The organism is Asticcacaulis machinosus, from assembly GCF_028550435.1.
In the GTDB taxonomy this organism is placed as follows: Bacteria; Pseudomonadota; Alphaproteobacteria; order Caulobacterales; family Caulobacteraceae; genus Asticcacaulis; species Asticcacaulis machinosus.
On sequence record NZ_JAQQKV010000002.1, the window covers coordinates 874,106 to 890,640 of the forward strand.

General features: G+C 56.7%; 16 protein-coding genes. 11 read left to right on the top strand and 5 right to left on the bottom strand.

Going from position 1 to position 16,535, the window contains the following annotated elements; genetic code table 11:
* Nucleotides 1-11: 11 nt before the first annotated feature.
* Nucleotides 12-521: a 50S ribosomal protein L21 gene (gene rplU / locus PQU98_RS12425; protein WP_272745257.1), complete on the bottom strand. Its 510-nt coding sequence runs from the start codon at nucleotides 519-521 to the stop codon at nucleotides 12-14.
* A gap of 307 nt (nucleotides 522-828) precedes the next feature.
* Between rplU and PQU98_RS12430 the strand changes: the two genes are divergently transcribed.
* From PQU98_RS12430 to PQU98_RS12450, 5 genes are all read left to right on the top strand, one after another.
* Nucleotides 829-1,971, top strand: coding sequence for a CobW family GTP-binding protein (locus PQU98_RS12430; protein ID WP_272745258.1), 1,143 nt, complete (start codon nucleotides 829-831; stop codon nucleotides 1,969-1,971).
* A gap of 146 nt (nucleotides 1,972-2,117) precedes the next feature.
* The gene (locus tag PQU98_RS12435; protein ID WP_272745259.1) at nucleotides 2,118-3,110 is read left to right on the top strand and encodes a WD40 repeat domain-containing protein; all 993 of its coding nucleotides are present in this window, start codon (nucleotides 2,118-2,120) and stop codon (nucleotides 3,108-3,110) included.
* Nucleotides 3,111-3,164: 54 nt separating this feature from the next.
* The gene (gene mtgA, locus PQU98_RS12440) at nucleotides 3,165-3,869 is read left to right on the top strand and encodes a monofunctional biosynthetic peptidoglycan transglycosylase (RefSeq protein WP_272745260.1); all 705 of its coding nucleotides are present in this window, start codon (nucleotides 3,165-3,167) and stop codon (nucleotides 3,867-3,869) included.
* Nucleotides 3,870-3,962: 93 nt separating this feature from the next.
* Nucleotides 3,963-5,834, top strand: coding sequence for a M2 family metallopeptidase (locus PQU98_RS12445; protein WP_272745261.1), 1,872 nt, complete (start codon nucleotides 3,963-3,965; stop codon nucleotides 5,832-5,834).
* A gap of 121 nt (nucleotides 5,835-5,955) precedes the next feature.
* A complete protein-coding gene (locus PQU98_RS12450; protein ID WP_272745262.1) occupies nucleotides 5,956-6,324 on the top strand; it encodes a hypothetical protein in 369 nt (122 codons plus the stop codon).
* Here PQU98_RS12450 and PQU98_RS12455 read toward each other — a convergent pair.
* Nucleotides 6,311-7,264 carry an isopenicillin N synthase family dioxygenase gene (locus tag PQU98_RS12455; protein ID WP_272745263.1) on the bottom strand — a complete coding sequence of 318 codons (954 nt, stop codon included), beginning with the start codon at nucleotides 7,262-7,264 and terminating at the stop codon, nucleotides 6,311-6,313. The genes PQU98_RS12450 and PQU98_RS12455 overlap by 14 nt on opposite strands.
* Before the next feature lie 243 nt (nucleotides 7,265-7,507).
* On the opposite strand from PQU98_RS12455, the gene PQU98_RS12460 reads away from it, so the two are divergent.
* The 6 genes from PQU98_RS12460 to pseI all read left to right on the top strand — a co-directional run bounded on the left by PQU98_RS12460 (nucleotide 7,508) and on the right by pseI (nucleotide 14,452).
* Entirely contained in the window at nucleotides 7,508-9,301 is a 1,794-nt protein-coding gene (locus tag PQU98_RS12460) for a S1C family serine protease (protein ID WP_272745264.1), read from the top strand.
* Nucleotides 9,302-9,474: 173 nt separating this feature from the next.
* A complete protein-coding gene (locus tag PQU98_RS12465) occupies nucleotides 9,475-10,140 on the top strand; it encodes a YiaD family glycine zipper/OmpA-like lipoprotein (RefSeq protein ID WP_272745265.1) in 666 nt (221 codons plus the stop codon).
* Nucleotides 10,141-10,185: 45 nt separating this feature from the next.
* Nucleotides 10,186-10,947: a WecB/TagA/CpsF family glycosyltransferase gene (locus tag PQU98_RS12470; RefSeq protein ID WP_272745266.1), complete on the top strand. Its 762-nt coding sequence runs from the start codon at nucleotides 10,186-10,188 to the stop codon at nucleotides 10,945-10,947.
* 170 nt (nucleotides 10,948-11,117) lie between these two features.
* The gene (gene pseB, locus PQU98_RS12475; RefSeq protein WP_272745267.1) at nucleotides 11,118-12,170 is read left to right on the top strand and encodes a UDP-N-acetylglucosamine 4,6-dehydratase (inverting); all 1,053 of its coding nucleotides are present in this window, start codon (nucleotides 11,118-11,120) and stop codon (nucleotides 12,168-12,170) included.
* A gap of 6 nt (nucleotides 12,171-12,176) precedes the next feature.
* On the top strand, nucleotides 12,177-13,382 hold the full coding sequence (gene pseC / locus PQU98_RS12480) for a UDP-4-amino-4,6-dideoxy-N-acetyl-beta-L-altrosamine transaminase (RefSeq protein ID WP_272745269.1): 1,206 nt from the start codon (nucleotides 12,177-12,179) through the stop codon (nucleotides 13,380-13,382).
* The gene (pseI, locus tag PQU98_RS12485) at nucleotides 13,379-14,452 is read left to right on the top strand and encodes a pseudaminic acid synthase (RefSeq protein ID WP_272745270.1); all 1,074 of its coding nucleotides are present in this window, start codon (nucleotides 13,379-13,381) and stop codon (nucleotides 14,450-14,452) included. Before pseC ends, pseI begins: the two co-directional genes overlap by 4 nt.
* A gap of 118 nt (nucleotides 14,453-14,570) precedes the next feature.
* On the opposite strand, the gene pseF is transcribed toward pseI, so the two are convergent.
* From pseF to PQU98_RS12500, 3 genes are read right to left on the bottom strand one after another with little or no spacing between them, the layout of a single operon-like run.
* Nucleotides 14,571-15,272, bottom strand: coding sequence for a pseudaminic acid cytidylyltransferase (pseF, locus tag PQU98_RS12490; protein ID WP_272745271.1), 702 nt, complete (start codon nucleotides 15,270-15,272; stop codon nucleotides 14,571-14,573).
* Nucleotides 15,269-16,192, bottom strand: a complete 924-nt coding sequence (locus tag PQU98_RS12495) for a phytanoyl-CoA dioxygenase family protein (protein ID WP_272745272.1) — start codon at nucleotides 16,190-16,192, stop codon at nucleotides 15,269-15,271. The genes pseF and PQU98_RS12495 overlap by 4 nt, the downstream gene beginning before the upstream one ends.
* A gap of 2 nt (nucleotides 16,193-16,194) precedes the next feature.
* Nucleotides 16,195-16,416: an acyl carrier protein gene (locus tag PQU98_RS12500; RefSeq protein WP_272745273.1), complete on the bottom strand. Its 222-nt coding sequence runs from the start codon at nucleotides 16,414-16,416 to the stop codon at nucleotides 16,195-16,197.
* Nucleotides 16,417-16,535 lie beyond the last annotated feature (119 nt).

The window sequence follows — 16,535 nt, forward strand, 5'->3', positions numbered from 1 at the left end:
ATGGTTGTCGCTTAAGCTTCGGTGTCCGAAGCGTCGGCTTTCTTTTTGGCCGGAGCCTTTTTCGCGGGCTTTTCAGCCACAGCTACGTCTGCAACCGAAGGAGCCTCGACAGCGGCAGCCACGTCACGCGGAGCCAGATTGCGGGCGCGGGCATTAAGCTCGGCCTTGGTGGTCAGCGAGACGGTGCCGTCCCACTTAGCGGACTTACCGGCACCATCGATGCCCGTGACGCGGATCACGGTTTCAACCTGACGGTGGCCACGAGTGCGGCGATAGCCCTGACGACGGGTCTTCTTGAAGATCTTGACCTTGTCGCCCTTACGGGTTTCGACCAGAGTGCCAACGACCGCACCACCGTCAACCAGCGGAGCGCCGACCACAGCACCGGCTTCGTCACCGATCATCAGGATTTCTTCAAAACGGACTTCTGCGCCCGCTTCGCCTTCAAGCTTCTCAACAACCAGAAGGTCGCCGGCTGAAACGCGGTATTGCTTACCGCCAGTTTTAATGACCGCGTACATGGTCAAGCGCCTCTTATCTATATAGACTAATGCGCAGACCCTGAATTTACCGAATTAAGGTGACTTCAAGCCCGCGCCATAAACGGGTGACCCAGCAGACAAAAAGCCTGTCGGGCGTGAGGGGCGGACTTATACAGACGATTATTGATGAGTCAATCGCAAAGCCGCGGCAAATCTGCATTATTGGCGCACGGATGAGCGAAAAATAGTGCAGGCGCTGATCGTGACAATGTTTGCCGCTTGATTTCGATCTTAAAAAGCATACTTAAACACCAACTCCTGTCTATATTACTGTGAAGGCGCATTTATGGCCGATACTGCATCCATTTCCTCAAAGACCCCTGTGACGGTTCTGACCGGCTATCTGGGGGCGGGCAAGACGACGCTGCTCAACCGCATCCTGTCGGAAAACCACGGTCAGAAATACGCGGTCATCGTCAATGAATTCGGCGAAATCGGCATCGACAACGACCTGATCGTCGGGGCCGACGAAGAAGTCTTTGAAATGAACAACGGCTGTGTCTGCTGCACGGTGCGCGGTGATCTGATCCGCATCCTGCAAGGGCTGATGCGCCGTAAGGGTAAGTTTGATGCCATTATTGTGGAGACCACGGGCTTGGCTGATCCGGGGCCGGTGGCGCAAACCTTTTTTGTTGACGAGGACGTTAAGGCCAAGACCTATCTGGATAGTGTGACCGCTCTGGTTGATGCCAAGCACTTCAAATCGGCGCTGGATGCCGACCGGGTGGTTAAGGAACAGATCGCCTTTGCCGATCAGGTTATCCTCAATAAGACCGATCTGGTGACGCCGGAGGAGCTGAATGAAGTCGAGGCCCGTATCCGCGGCCTGAACCCGCTGGCGACCATTCAACGCGCTGAGCGTTCGGGTGTCGATATCAAAAGCCTGCTGAACCAACACCGCTTTGACCTGTCGAAGATGGACGGCATCGCCAATCATGACGACCACGGCCCGGACTGTGCCGATGATTGCGGCCATGATTACCATTACGATCATAGTCACCACCATCACGATCATAATCCGGCCCACGGTGAAGCTGGCCATGTCCATGACGAACACTGCGGCCATGACCATCACCACCATGATCACGGTCACGCTCATGATCATGGGCACATTAATCCGATCCATGACAATGAAATTCGCTCGGTATCGCTGTCGTCGGACAAACCGCTGGACGGCGTGCGCTTTACCAAATGGATCGATCAGCTTCTGGCCGCTAAAGGCCCTGACATTCTGCGCGCCAAGGGCATTATCGACGTGGCCGGCGAAGATAAGCGTCTGGTGTTTCAGGCGGTGCACATGATCCTCGAAGGCGAACTGCAAGCGCCGTGGAAAGACAGCGAAAACCGCTTCTCACGCGCGGTGTTTATCGGCCGCCATCTCGATGAAGTGGCCCTGCGCGCCGGTTTCGAAGCCTGTATCAAAGTTTAAAACCCGCCGCCCCGGCTTGCGGGGGAGGTAGATTTTTGCTTTAGCAACAAGACGGAGGGGGCAGCGTCACGGAAGGTGTTGCCCCCTCCGTTGTCTCATGCTTTCGACAACACCTCCCCCGCACGCAGGGGAGGAGGAATATAAAAATGACCTTTGCTGTTCAAAAAGACTACGGCGCCTATGTCGTCAGCTCCCTGTTCGATGCCGCCGATGAAGCGATTGTCGCCCTGTCCGACGGTCGAGTGGTGTTTGTCGATGTCGACATGAGCTTTGACGCCCACCCGGGTGCCGGGATTTTGTGCGCCGTGGCCCATCCGACCGGTGTGGGCATAGTCACCGGCGGCGATGACGGGCGGGTGGTGTGGACGACCAAGGACTCCCAGCCGATTGAGCTTTTGAACATAAAGGGCGCGTGGTTTGACTCGGTCGCTGTGAATGCCGAGGCCATGCTTCTGGCGGCCGCCTCTGGCAAAAAGGTCTATATCTATGACCTCGCTAAAAAGGGTGAGTCCAAAATTTTCGAGCACCCCAACAGCGTCTCAGGATTGGTGTTCGACCCTAAGGGCCGCAAGCTTTATTGCGCCTCCTATAACGGCGCCTATGTCTGGTTTTCGCGCATCCACCCTCAAAAACCGCAACTGCTGAAATGGGCGGGATCGCATACCGGCATTGCCATATCGCCTGATGGTAAGTTTGTGGTCACCTCGATGCAGGAAAATGCCCTGCACGGCTGGCGGTTATCCGATTCCAAAGACATGCGCATGGGCGGCTATCCGACCAAGATCAAGTCGATCGACTTCTTCGCCAAGGGCAAGCTTTTGGCCACGTCCGGCGCCAATGGCGCGGTGGTATGGCCGTTCCTGAAAGCCAACGGGCCGATGGGTGAAGAGGCGTCTGAGATTAACGCCGATGAATCGTCGATGGTCACGGTGGTGGCCGGTGCGCCAGAAGATACAGTGCTGGCGGCGGGGCTTGATGATGGCCGGGTGTGGGTGGCTGAGCTGCAATCGACCGGCATTGAATATATTCAGCGCGAAAAAGGCTCACCCATTACGGCTCTTGCGGTATCCGGTGATGCCGCGCGCATCCTGTTTGGCAACGAAGACGGTGGCGTCTGGTTGTTTGAATCGACCCATTAAGTTATTTACCAAAGTCGTGTATAGATAGCCGTACTAGGTTATTCGGGGCGTTTTATGTCGGGGTTGTTCGCAAAGCTTAAATCCGTCAAGTGGGGACGGGTTTTGTTAGGGCTTGTGCTTGGGTTTTTTGTGTTCAGCGTGGGATCAGTTCTGATCCACCGCTTTGTGCCGGTGCCGGTGACCTTTCTGATGGTGCAGCGCCTGTTTGAAGGCGAAGGCTATGATCACCGCTGGGTGTCGATGAAAAACATCAGCCCGCACCTGCAGACCGCGGTAATCGGTGCCGAAGACGCCCGCTTTTGCAGCCATGACGGTTTTGATTTTGAAGCCATCGAAAAGGCCCAGAAATACAATGCCCGCCACACCAAACGTAAGCGCGGGGCCTCGACCATCTCTCAGCAGACGGCCAAGAACGTCTTCCTGTGGCCCGCGCGGTCGTGGGTGCGCAAAGGCGCTGAGGTCTATTATACCGTCCTGATTGAGACCCTGTGGCCGAAAAAGCGGATCATGGAAGTCTATCTCAACAGTATCGAATGGGGGCCTGGGGTTTATGGCGCCGAGTCGGCGTCGCGGTACTGGTTTAAAAAAAGCGCGTCAGAGCTTTCCCGTGCCGAAGCCTCACGTCTGGCGGCTATACTGCCCAGCCCGCGCAAGTGGCGGGCGGCAAAACCAGGTAAATACGTCGCTAAACGCTCCGGCCGTATCCGCGCCAATGCCTCATCCATCAAGGCGACCGGCGATATGGCGTGTTTGAATTAGTTAACGCCTGCTTGCGAATGTAACCATTGAAGGCTTGACGATCTCCCCCAAATGCCTTTCCCTGTGCCCGTTCTGTTTCAGGGAGAGGGTTTCATGATCATCAAGCGTTTGATGCTGTCCGCCGCTATGGTCGCTATCTTAAGCGGCTGCGCCACCACCTCATCGGTAGAGCCCGCCGCCCCGCCGGTGGCCACGGCCCCCGAAGCGCCCGTTATGGCGACGAAGCCCACACCGGCTGAGGCCAAGGCCTTTGTCGATGCGGCGGAGACCAAACTGTCCGAAATGAGCGAATATGCGGCGCGCGTGCAGTGGCTGCGGGCGACCTACATCAATTTCGACAGCATGTGGCTGGAATCCAAGGTCAACGGCGAATTTACCGAGCAGACGGTGAAATACGCTATGGAAGCCGCTAAATATGATGGCGTTAATGTCGATCCGGTGACGGCGCGTAAACTCAAGCTTTTGAAACTGGCCCTGTCTCTGCCTGCCGCTGATCGTCCGGGCGCCGCCGATGAACTGGCGCAGATTTCAACGCGTCTGGACTCGGTCTATTCGACCGGAAAATTCACCTATAACGCCAAAACCTATACCCTGAACGACGCCTCCGAAGTCATGGCCAAGTCGCGCAATCCGGCGGAACTGCGCGCCATGTTTGAAGGCTGGCGCACCGTGTCGCCGGCCATGAAGGCCGACTACACCCAGATGATCAAGCTGTCGAACGAGGGCGCTAAAGGGTTAGGCTTCACGGATGCCGGGGCCATGTGGCGGTCGGGCTATGATATGGAGCCCGATGCCTTTGCGGCTGAAACCGACCGTCTGTGGGCGCAGGTTGAGCCGTTCTATAAGAACCTGCACTGTTATGTGCGCACCAAACTGAATGAGAAATACGGCGATGCCGTGCAGCCCAGAAATGGTGCCATCCGCGCGGACCTTCTGGGGAACATGTGGGCGCAGGACTGGGCCAATATCTATGATATCGCGGCCCCAAAAACCGGCAATTACAAGACCGCCTACAACCTTGATGCCCTGCTGAAATCCAAGAAATACGACGAAGTGAAAATGGTCAAGACGGGTGAGGGGTTCTATACCTCGCTGGGTCTGGCGCCATTGCCGCAAACCTTCTGGGAGCGCTCAATGATCGTGCGTCCGAAAGACCGCGAAGTGGTCTGCCACGCCTCGGCCTGGGATCTGGATAATGCCGATGATATCCGCATCAAGATGTGTACCCTCGTCAACGGCGAAGACCTCTATACCGTCCACCATGAACTGGGCCATAACTACTATCAGCGGGCTTATAAGAACCAGCCGTTCCTATTTAAAAACGGGGCCAATGATGGCTTCCACGAAGCGATCGGTGATTTCGTAGGCCTGTCGTCAGTAACACCTAACTATCTCAACCAGATCGGTCTGCTGGATAAGGTGCCCGCCCAAACCGGCGAAGATATTCCGTACCTGCTGAAAATGGCGATGCAGAAGATTGCCTTCATGCCATTTGGTCTGCTGGTCGATCGCTGGCGCTGGGAAGTCTATTCCGGCCAGATCACACCGGCGCAATATAATGACCGCTGGTGGGCGCTGGTCAAAAAGTATCAGGGCCTGACCCCTCCGGGTGCCCGTCCGACCGCCGCCTTCGATCCGGGAGCCAAGTACCATGTGGCGGCGTCTGTGCCCTATACCCGCTATTTCCTAGCCCACGTTTATCAGTTCCAGTTCCAGAAAGCCGCCTGCGATCAGATCGGCTTTAAGGGGCCGCTCTATCGCTGCTCTATCTACGGGGAAAAGGCCGTGGGCGAAAAGTTCAACAAGATGATGGAAATGGGCCAGTCAAAGCCGTGGCCTGATGCGCTTGAGGCCTTTACCGGCACACGCCAGACCGATGCGTCGGCGGTGGCGGAATATTTCGCACCGCTCAACACCTGGCTGATCCAGCAGAACAAGGGCCAGAAGTGCGGGTGGGAGGTGTGATAACTCACCTCTAAAGTCCCTCGCTGACGCTCAGTGTACTTTAGAGGTGCAAGAAATGTCACCCCCACGGCTAAGCCGTGGGGGTGTTTCAATTTTTAAGAGCAATGGCACTAAGTCTGATATGGATTACTCTTTACACGACACATATTACGTTACGCTTTCACCGGGCTATTTTTATATTTGGCTCGGTTTAAATGCGCTTGTTGCTTTAGGGGTTGGGTTCTGGGCGTGGCGTAAAGGGCCTAAAGTGGGAGCGATTATGCTCGCTGTTTCTATGGCCATTTTACTGCTAATTTTCAGTGGTTCGGTATGGCAAAGCTTTATGTCATTCCCCGAAAACCTGTCTCCCGAAGCCTTGGCATCTGGTGGGCGCAAAATTCTTTGGGGGCCTTTGCTTTCGTTAGGCGTCGCGCCGCTTCTTCTTACGCCGTTGGCGTATGGGGTGGGGTTCTGGCTATATCGTCGCTGCAAGAACCTTAAGTCAGCTTGATTTCGCGCAGGCGTTGCTGGAGGAAATCTTCGGCGGAGATGGGGTCGGGGAACTGGTTCGGGCGGTCTACGCTGATGCAGTTTTCAAGCGTCTCAATGACATAGGGCGGCTCGAAATGCAGGAAAAACGGCGTCGAATAGCGTGAAAAATCCTTGCGGCCTTCGGCGGGATTAACGACGCGGTGGATGGTCGACGGCAGCACCCCATTGGTCAGGCGCGACAGCATATCGCCGATATTGATGACGATGCAGCCTTCCGGCGGGGTGATCGGCAGCCATGTGCCGTCACGATCCTGAAGTTGCAGGCCCGGTTCTTCGGCGCCCATCAGCAGGGTAATGACATTGATATCGCCGTGGGCGCCGGCACGGACACTTTCACCCGCAGCGGTCACCGGCGGATAGTGCAGCAGGCGAAGCACCGAATTGCCTTCGCGCACGGTCGGGGTGAAAAATTCCGGGTCGAGTTTCAGATAGATGGCAATGGCTTTCAGCACCCGTTTGCCGAGGAAATCGAGCGCGGTGTAAAGCTCTGACACATGGTCGCGAAAGCCGCTGACTTCGCCGGGCCAGACATTTTCTGGCATATAATCGCGGTACGGGTGCCCTTCGGACAGGTCACGGCCAGTGTGCCAGAACTCCTTAAGGTCGTGATGGCTGGCGCCCTTGGCGGTCTCGATCCCAAACGGCGTATAGCCGCGCTGACCGCCGACGCCGGTCTTATATTGCATCTTGGTGTCTGTCGGCAGGGCGAAGAAGGCCTTGGTGTCGGCCAGTGCCTGATCAACCAGAGTCTTATCGAGGCCTGCCCCGTCCTTATCGAACAGGCCCGACAATACGGCGAAGCCATAACGCTCAAACGACGCGCCCAGACTTTGCGAAAAGGCGTCGATATCCTCGGCATAAAGGCTGATCGGAACGGGCGTAATGGCGGAAGCGGTCATGATAAAACCTGTCACAAAATATACTTTTCCAGCCGTTATGCCTTAGTCCGGCTACGGCGGGGGCGCAAGGGATCAATTGCCGCACTTGTGGGGGCGTTAAATCCGTATTAATTCGCGTAATTCTATCACACTCGCCCAAAACTTCGGCGTCTGAGGAAATTTTAATTGCGGGGCGGCTTTAACCATTGTTCATATCGGTTGAAGTCAAGCCGTTTGGAATCGAAAGAGCTGTTGCGTATAGCCATGAGATTGTGGGCTCACAAACCCTTAGCGTCAAATATCCGTGGCCTTAGCGCCGGGGGGCTTTTGTGCGCCTTGTGGCTGGTACTGGTTGCGGCCGTGCCTGCCGTCGCCACACCTGCGGTAACGGAAGCGCCCGCCTCGGCGTCGACGGATCAGGTTCTGGCCGAAATGGTCGATCCGAAATTTCAGCCGATCAATTCGACAAAAGCCCTGAAATCATCTGAGCAGTCGGTGGTGCGGGTGCTGGTGGTTTACCGCGGTTTCGGCGGCGTGCCGCTCGATGCTGTTGGCATGGGCTCCGGCTTTGTGGTCGCGCCTAACTATATCGTCACCAATTTCCATGTGGTCGAAGCGCCACCCGAAGCGTCATCGGCGGAAATCTACATCGTGCCGCATAAGGACACCGGCGCAGCCTATCAGCAGGTCGAACTGGTCAAGTCCTGGACCGAAGGCGATCTGGCGCTGCTGAAAGCACCGTCCTTAAAAGTGGCTCCGCTCAAGCTTTATCTGACCCCGCAAAAGAACCAGCGCATTGTGGCTATGGGCTATCCGGGGGTAACCGATCGCTTGCTGAAGCGCGGCGGGACGGAGCTTTTGGTACCGGCGGATGCCTATGTCACCCAAGGCTCGATCGCGCTGTTTGCCTCAACCAACCCTGATGGCGGGCGGGTAGATACGTTGTTTCATACCGCACCGGTTAATCCCGGCAATTCCGGCGGGCCGCTGCTGGATGAATGTGGTCAGGTGGTCGGCGTCAATACCTGGAGCGCGGCCTCTTCCCTGTCGGATAGCGGTGATTTCGATGTGCCGGCAGGGCAATATGTCGCTACCCACGTCTCAGCGCTCAATACATTCTTAAATTCGGCGGGCATTACCCCGCAGATCCAGCCCGATGCCTGTTACGCCAAGACCGAAGATGAAATCTCGAAAGACGACGCCCTGACCAAGGCCCTGGCTGCCGCCGCCGAAGCCCAGCGTCAGCGTTTGGAGCAGGCCAAAAAAGCCGAAGCGGCTTCGGCCCTGATGGATCAGTTGCAACTGGCGGCTCTTGTGGTGCTGTCGCTGCTGGTTTTGGTGCTGATTGTTGTGCACATCCGCCGTGAGCGTGAGCATAAGGAAAAGGCGGCACCGACGGCCTATGCGCCAGAGCCTGAAACGGCGGACGCCAAGCCGCTGCAACTGAAATCGGCCCCGCAAAAGGTACGCATCAAGCACCCCTTCCCGTGGGGCTGGACATTGCTTGGGGTGCTGGTGGTCATACTGGCGCTGGTGTTTGTGGTGCGCGACTCCGGTTTGTGGGAGCGTCATGCGGCCAAGACAGCCGCCGCTGAGACCGTGTCCGAAGGGCTGGTGCGTCTGGCGTGTGAGGTTGATAAATCCGCATCTCCGCGACCGCTGAACGGGGCGGGCCCGACCGAATTTGAGTTCGAAGCCTCGCGGGCTTGCGTCAACAACCGCACCCCCTATGAGCGTCAGGCGGATGGGTCATTGCTGCGCTTTACGGTCAGCGATTCTGAGCCGTTTGCGGCGAAACTCGAACTGTCCAAGGACGGGCTAAGGTTTAAGCGAAGCGATTATCGCCTGTCGCCGGAGGCCCATCAGGCCTATGTGTCACAGCGCACGGCGCTAGGTACCCTGCGCTGTGCATCGCCTGACAATGCCGGTCAGCAGGCGGCCCTGAAAGACAATCTGCAAAAAGTGCGCACCCTGGCGCAGTCTTATCTGACAGCGGCGCCGGAAACCCAGACCGTGTGGCGCTGTCATAAAACTGAGGCCGCCAAGGCTGTAAAATAACAACCTCATCATGTTTTAATGATGCGCTTATGGCCCCCTTATTTTTGGATGGGTCAACGGCATTGGTTGTTTGTGTCATTCATTCTAGGTTCAGCAAAACTGGAATAGTTTCAGGCTATAACCGCTTCAACCCATGAATGGCGGTAGGTCTGAGCTTAAGGGAGAGTTTAAGCATGAAAAAAGTTCTGTTAGGTTTCGCCGCCACCGGTATTTTGCTGGCAGGCTGTACGACGACCGACCCGAATACGGGTCAGGTGGTGCGTGATAACACCAAAACCAACGCCATCATCGGTGCGGCCGTAGGGGCTGCGGCGGGTTATGCTACCAACACTAATAAGGGTGAGCAGGGCCGCAAAAACGCGATCATCGGCGCTGGGATTGGTGCACTCGGTGGTGCGGCTATCGGCAACTATATGGATAAGCAGCAAGCGGCCTTGCGCGAAAAGCTGCACAATACCGGCGTGACCGTGGATCGTAAGGGCAACATCATTACCCTGAACATGCCGTCTGATGTGACCTTCCCGGTCAATGGCGATCAGGTCGATTCCCGCTTCTATAAGGTGCTGGATGACGTATCGGGCGTGCTGAAAGACTATCCGTCGACCTATATCGATGTGGTCGGCCATGCGGATCGTACCGGTTCGGCTGAGTATAATCAGGCCCTGTCGGAACGCCGCGCCAATTCGGTCGCCAACTATATGTCGAGCCGCGGTGTCGCCTATCAGCGCATCTATGTCGCCGGGGCTGGCTTCAATCAGCCGATCGCCACGAACGATACGCCCGAAGGCCGCGCCCAGAACCGCCGGGTCGAAGTGACCTTGCGTCCGGTTGAGCAATAGGTTTAGGCAGTAATTTCTCAACACCTCTGAGCTATAACAGGCGGCATGACACCCTCATGCCGCCTGTCTTTGTTAGGAGCCGAAGTTGATGCCATCACGCCCGATGAGGTGATGGACACCATTGCGCAATCGGTCGTAGCAAAACGCCGGATGGTGATAGCCAATCACAATCTACATAGTCTTTATCTGTTTCATCGCCGTGCGGACATGCGGGCCTTTTACGATAAGGCCGACCTGATCGAGATCGATTCTACGCCCATGATTCTGTGGGGTCGCCTGCTTGGCAAAGACGTGTCGCGGGCCCATCGCTGTACCTATCTCGATTTCCGCGAAAGCTTTTGGGCTAAGGCGCAAAGTGAGGGATGGCATGTCTATCATGTCGGTGGGGCACCTGAGCATAATCCACGCTCCAGGGCCGCGATCCTTAAACGCTATCCGAATGTGCGGCTTTCTATGCACACCGGCTATTTTGATGTGAACGGCTCCGACAATACGCGCCTTCTGGCCGATCTGGCCGATAAAAAGCCGGATGTGTTGCTGGTCGGCATGGGCATGCCGCGTCAGGAGTTATGGATTCTGAATAATCTGGAGCAACTGCCTGATTGTGCGATCATGCCGATCGGGGCGGCCTTCGATTATGAGGCGGGCGTTATGTATACGCCGCCGCGCTGGACCGGGCGGGTGGGGTTAGAATGGCTGGTCAGGTTTCTTCATGAGCCGAAGCGTTTGTTCAGCCGTTATTTTCTGGAGCCCTGGGTGCTGATCCCCCATGTCGTGCGTGATCTGATGCGGCGCAGGCCGCGTTAACTACGCCTTAAGCGCACCACCGCATCATGCGCACAAGACCTAGAGCGTTTTCCTATCAAATGGGATCATTTGATGGATCAGAAAGAGCGACCACTAAAAATTAGAGCATTTCATCTGATGCAATCAGATCAAAATTGGCTCTAATTCGTCAAAGTAACCGGAGTTTTGGCATGTCCGCACCGTTATATCGTGATTTTGCCCCTCAGATGGATCCCGTACAAGGTAAGGTCGTGCTGATCACGGGGGCTACCGGCTCATTCGGGCGCAAGATGGTCATGACGCTGCTGCGGGATTATGATCCGCGCAAGGTCATCATTTTTTCGCGTGATGAACTCAAGCAATATGAGATGCGCGCCGAGCTTGAGGAAATGTTTCCGCGCGAAAAAACCTCACGCTTGCGTTTTTTCTTAGGCGATGTGCGTGACCGGTTGCGGCTGGTCATGGCGTTTCGCGGGGTCGATATCGTCATCCATGCCGCGGCCCTGAAACAGGTGCCGGCGGCGGAATATAACCCGTCGGAATGTATCGCCACCAATGTCAACGGGGCGGAAAATGTCGTCTCGGCCTGCCTTCAGACCGGCGTACACCGGGTGGTGGCGCTCTCTACCGATAAGGCCTGTTCACCGATCAATCTTTATGGCGCCACCAAGCTGGCGTCGGACAAGATTTTTGTGGCGGCGAACAATATGGCGGGCGATACCGGTATCCGGTTCTGTGCGGTGCGATATGGTAATGTGATCGGCTCGCGTGGGTCGGTGGTGCCGTTGTTTAAGCGCTTGATCGCTAACGGGTCGAAAACGCTGCCGATCACCGATCCTCGCATGACGCGGTTCTGGATCACCTTGGATCAGGGAGTCAATTTCGTCCTGTCGTCGCTGGAACTGATGCAGGGCGGGGAAATTTTCGTACCCAAAATCCCGGCGACCCTGATGACCGATCTGGCCACCGCTATGGCCCCTGAGCTTGAGCAACCCACGGTCGGTATTCGGCCAGGCGAGAAACTGCATGAGGTCATGATTTCCGCCGATGATGCGCGCGCGACCTATGAGCTGGATGACCGCTATATCATTGAGCCGGAATTTGCCGAATATACCCGCAAAAGCTTTGCCAAGGTGCGTGGTGCAAAGCGCGTGTCGGAAGATTTCTACTACGCGTCGGATGTCAATCCGGAACGGCTGGACATTGACGGCATTAAGGCGCTTTTGGCCGCCTATACGGGATAAGGCGCGATGCTGAGCCAGCCCTTTTTGGCCTATGGCCGTCAGTCGATCGATCAGAGCGACATTGATCATGTTGTTGAGGCGTTGCAATCCGATTTTCTGACCACCGGCCCGTGGGTTGAACGGTTTGAGCGCGAACTGGCCGCCTATGTGGGGGCGAAAGAAGCGGTGGTGGTCGCAAACGGCACGGCGGCGCTGCATCTGGCCATGCTGGCATTGGGGGTAGGGCCGTCCGATGTAGTCATTGTGCCGTCGATCACCTTTGTGGCCTCGGCCAATTGTGCCGCCTTTTGCGGGGCGCAGGTGGTATTTTGCGATGTTGATCCGCTGACGGGTTTGATGACCGATGAGACGTTTGAGGATGCGCTGAAGATCGTCCGGTGCGACTATAGCGAACTGCGCTTTGCCGGGGTCGTTCCGGTGCACTATGCCGGACGTGCGGTGGCGCTGGATCAGATCGCGGGGCGGTGCGCGGAACTGGACGCCTTTGTGGTCGAAGATGCCTGCCATGCGCTGGGGACGCTTGATAAAGGCGTTATGGTTGGCGCGTGCCAGTATTCGCAAATGGCGGTATTTTCGTTCCATCCGGTCAAGACCCTGACGACCGGTGAAGGCGGGGCGATCACCACCAATGACACGGAACTGGCACGCAAACTGCGGGCTCTGCGCAGTCATGGCCTTGAGCGGGAACCGGCGCGGTTTACCGGCCTTGGTTACGGCGATGACCGGGATAGTGGCGGTTGGGTCTATGAGATGCAGGCGTTAGGCTATAACTATCGCTTGCCCGATCTGAACTGCGCGCTGGGGGTTTCGCAACTCCAAAAGATGCCGCACTTTGCCGCCCGTCGCCGCCGGTTGGTTGCGCTTTATCAGTCGGCGCTCACGGCAGCGCGTCTGCCGGTAAGCTGGACGGCACCCGCAGCGCAGACCGATCCAGTGTTTCACCTGATGGCGGTGCAGATTGATTTTAGAGCAATAGGCAAAACCCGCACCGAGGTCATGGCAGAGCTAAAAGCGCGCGGTGTTGGTACGCAGGTGCATTACATCCCCGTCCATCGTCAGCCCTATTGGCAGCAGCACGCGTTGGGTCAGCGGGATCTGCCGGGAGCCGATGCCTATTACAGCCAAACCCTGTCCCTGCCGCTCTATCCTGATATGACCGACAGCGATCCGGCGGCGGTAATTGCCATCCTGAAAGAGGTGTGCGGCCTATGACCTATGAAATCGACATTGCCGGTCGCAAGATTGGATCGGCCCATTCGCCCTATATCATCTGCGAACTGTCCGGCAATCATAATGGCTCGCTGGAGCGGGCGCTTGCGCTGGTCGATGCGGCGGCGGAGACCGGTTGTGACGCCATAAAGCTTCAGACCTATACCGCCGACACCATCACTATGAAATCCGACCGACCTGAGTTTTTCATCGGCGGCGGGCCGTGGGAAGGCTATGGGCTGTGGGATCTCTATAACGAAGCCCACACCCCCTGGGACTGGCATGAGGCCCTGTTTGAACGGGCGAAGTCGCGCGGCGTGACCATCTTTTCGTCGCCGTTCGATGAAACGGCGGTTGATCTGCTGGAGGGATTGGGGGCGCCGGCCTATAAGATCGCCTCGTTTGAAATGATCGATTTGCCGCTGATTGCCTATGCGGCGTCTAAGATGAAGCCGCTGATCCTGTCGACCGGCATGGCCAATCTGGCCGAGATCGAAGCCGCCGTCGAAACCGTCCGTAAATACGGCAATGGCCAGTTCGTGCTACTGCACTGTGTTAGCGAATATCCGGCCAATATCAACGATGCCAATGTGCGGGTTGTTCCCGATCTGGGGGCAAAGTTTCAGTGCCCGTCGGGCCTGTCGGATCACACCTTTGGGACGGCGGCATCCATTGCGGCGGTAGCTCTGGGCGGCTGCGTAATCGAGAAACACTTTACTTTGGCGCGGGCAGATGGCGGGCCGGATTCGAGTTTTTCGCTGGAACCGGCCGAATTTACCGCTCTGGTGCGTGACTGCAAGGACGCGCATCGGGCCTTGGGGAGTGTGCATTATGACACTCTGGGCTCTGAGCGCGGCTCAAAGACCTTCCGGCGCTCTCTCTATGTGGTGGCCGATGTCAAAGCTGGTGAGTTGTTGACCAAAGATAATGTCCGCTCGATCCGTCCGGGTTTGGGTTTGCCGCCGGTCAGACTATGGGACGTACTGGGTAAACCCGCCGCCCGTGATCTGGTGCGTGGTGAACCGCTAACGGACGAAATGATAGAACTCCCCCTGTTGCAGGGGGAGCTTTGATTTTAGGGTGTCCTAAAATCAAAGAGGGGGTAATTCAACGGTGGTTTTACCCCAACCGTTTCGCCCCTCACCCCAACCGGCACGGGCCGCCCCGCTCTCCCCGCGAGCGGGAGATGAATTATATCTCGCCTCGTGCCTTCAACACCTCAAACGCGACCTCCGCGACCTCCCAATCTTCCGGGGTGTCGATATCGTGGACCAGATGACGAGGCAGGATGACCGGCACGGAGACCGGTGAAAAGGCGATATGACCGTTAAGCCAGGCTTCGGTCTTACCCCAATAGAACTGGGCGGCGTCATGATAGGCGGGCTCTAAATCCTGCGAACGCTTATTTAGATTCTCCGGCCAGAACATATCGACGCTGCCGTCCGGCGTGCGCTTTAAGGCGCGCTGAATGGGAAAGGCAAACGAAGTGACCGAAAAGGCAAAGGATTTGTTGTGTGCGATCAGCGCGTCATGGCCCTCAATCAGGCGCTCAACCTGAATAAACGGCGCGGTCGCGTAGATGCAGCAGGCCAGATCAAAATCGATACCTTGCGCCTTAAACCAGTTGATCGCATGGACTACCACCGCACCCGTGCCGGTATGGTCATCGGCCAGTTCAGGCGGTCGTAGGAACGGGACTTCCGCGCCATATTGCTTGGCGACCTCAGCGATTTCCGCATCGTCAGTCGAGACGATCACCCGCGCAAACAAGCCGCTGTCGATGGCCGCGCGGATCGAATAGCTGATCATCGGCTGACCATGAAAGGGCTTGATATTCTTACGCGGAATGCGCTTTGAGCCGCCGCGGGCCGGTATGATAGCAATAGCGCTCATTTCAAAAAAATCCGGTTAATATAGGGATCATAGCCGCCGGGATTATCCATAATGGGCGCTTTCGGGCAGTGCGGTGAGGCATAGAGATTATACTGGATGGCCAGCAACAGACGCGGCTTATTGACTGGCAACTGGCCCTTGTGAAAGCCGTAAACATCCTCAAGGAACCACGATCCGGCCGGGCCGGTAATGGCGGTGAGGCGATCCGTCCCAAAAGCTTCTGTAATGGCTTCATCGGTCTGGGCCTTGCCGGTCTCTAACGCGCGGTCATTGTGCGATCCGCGCACAAACATATGGGGGCCCGCCTCGTCGTCGACCTCGGTCAGGTAGTAGAACAGCTTGATGTTTTGTACGCAGTCATAGTCGCGGTGAAAGCGCTGCACGCCCTTGGCGGTATGACGGTCGGGGTATGACCAGAAGGCCCCGATATTATCGACCACAGGCTTGCAGCCAAGATGTAGTTCCATCGCCTCCAGCACGTCAGGCCGGTTCATCAGATCGAGCATATGGGGGGCGCGCAGGGTTTCTTCGGCGGTATAGTAGCCCATATTGATCTCATCTGCGGGCGGCTGATCCCACGCGAATGTACCGACATGGGGGCGGAACGGATCATGGCAGGGCGTGACCTTAAAATAGTCGACCACATCATTCAGTATATCCGCCGGTATGGCCGGTTGCATCGGGGTCAGGCCATCCTGCTTCAAAGCCTGACACAACGCACGGGCTTGATCGGACGGCGCAAAATCGAAGGTTTTTGGTTTAAGTGCGCCGATGAGTGCCGCTACCCCGCCGCGCTGCGGCAGGCCCAGCGTGGGTAGAAGATCATAGGCAATATGGCGCGAATCCTGACAGGCACGCTCGGAAAACCGTTTCAGGGACGGCACGCGGGTCCTTAGCCGTTCTGAAAAGGTTGTGGCCATCTTTAAAGCCCTGCGAGATCCGCCAGATCGTTGAGGGTCTTGGCCTGTTTCAGCTTTTCATTATCGACGATCCGGTCGAGGTCTGAATCGACCATCGCCACGAACGAGATAACGGCCAGGCTGTCCCAGTTGCCGAGGTCATCAAGGGTTTCAGCGCCTGTAAGACCAGTCGTCTCGGTTTCCAGAATTTCGGCCACAGCGGCGAAAAAGGCGGGTTTATCCATTGGGCGGTACTCCGGTAGTGCGTTGTGCGAATCGTGAGGTTGAAAGTCGCGGTCTGGTCACAGGGAATATGGTTTTCGTCAATATTTGCTTAAAACTTGCTAACTAAGGTTAACGCGAA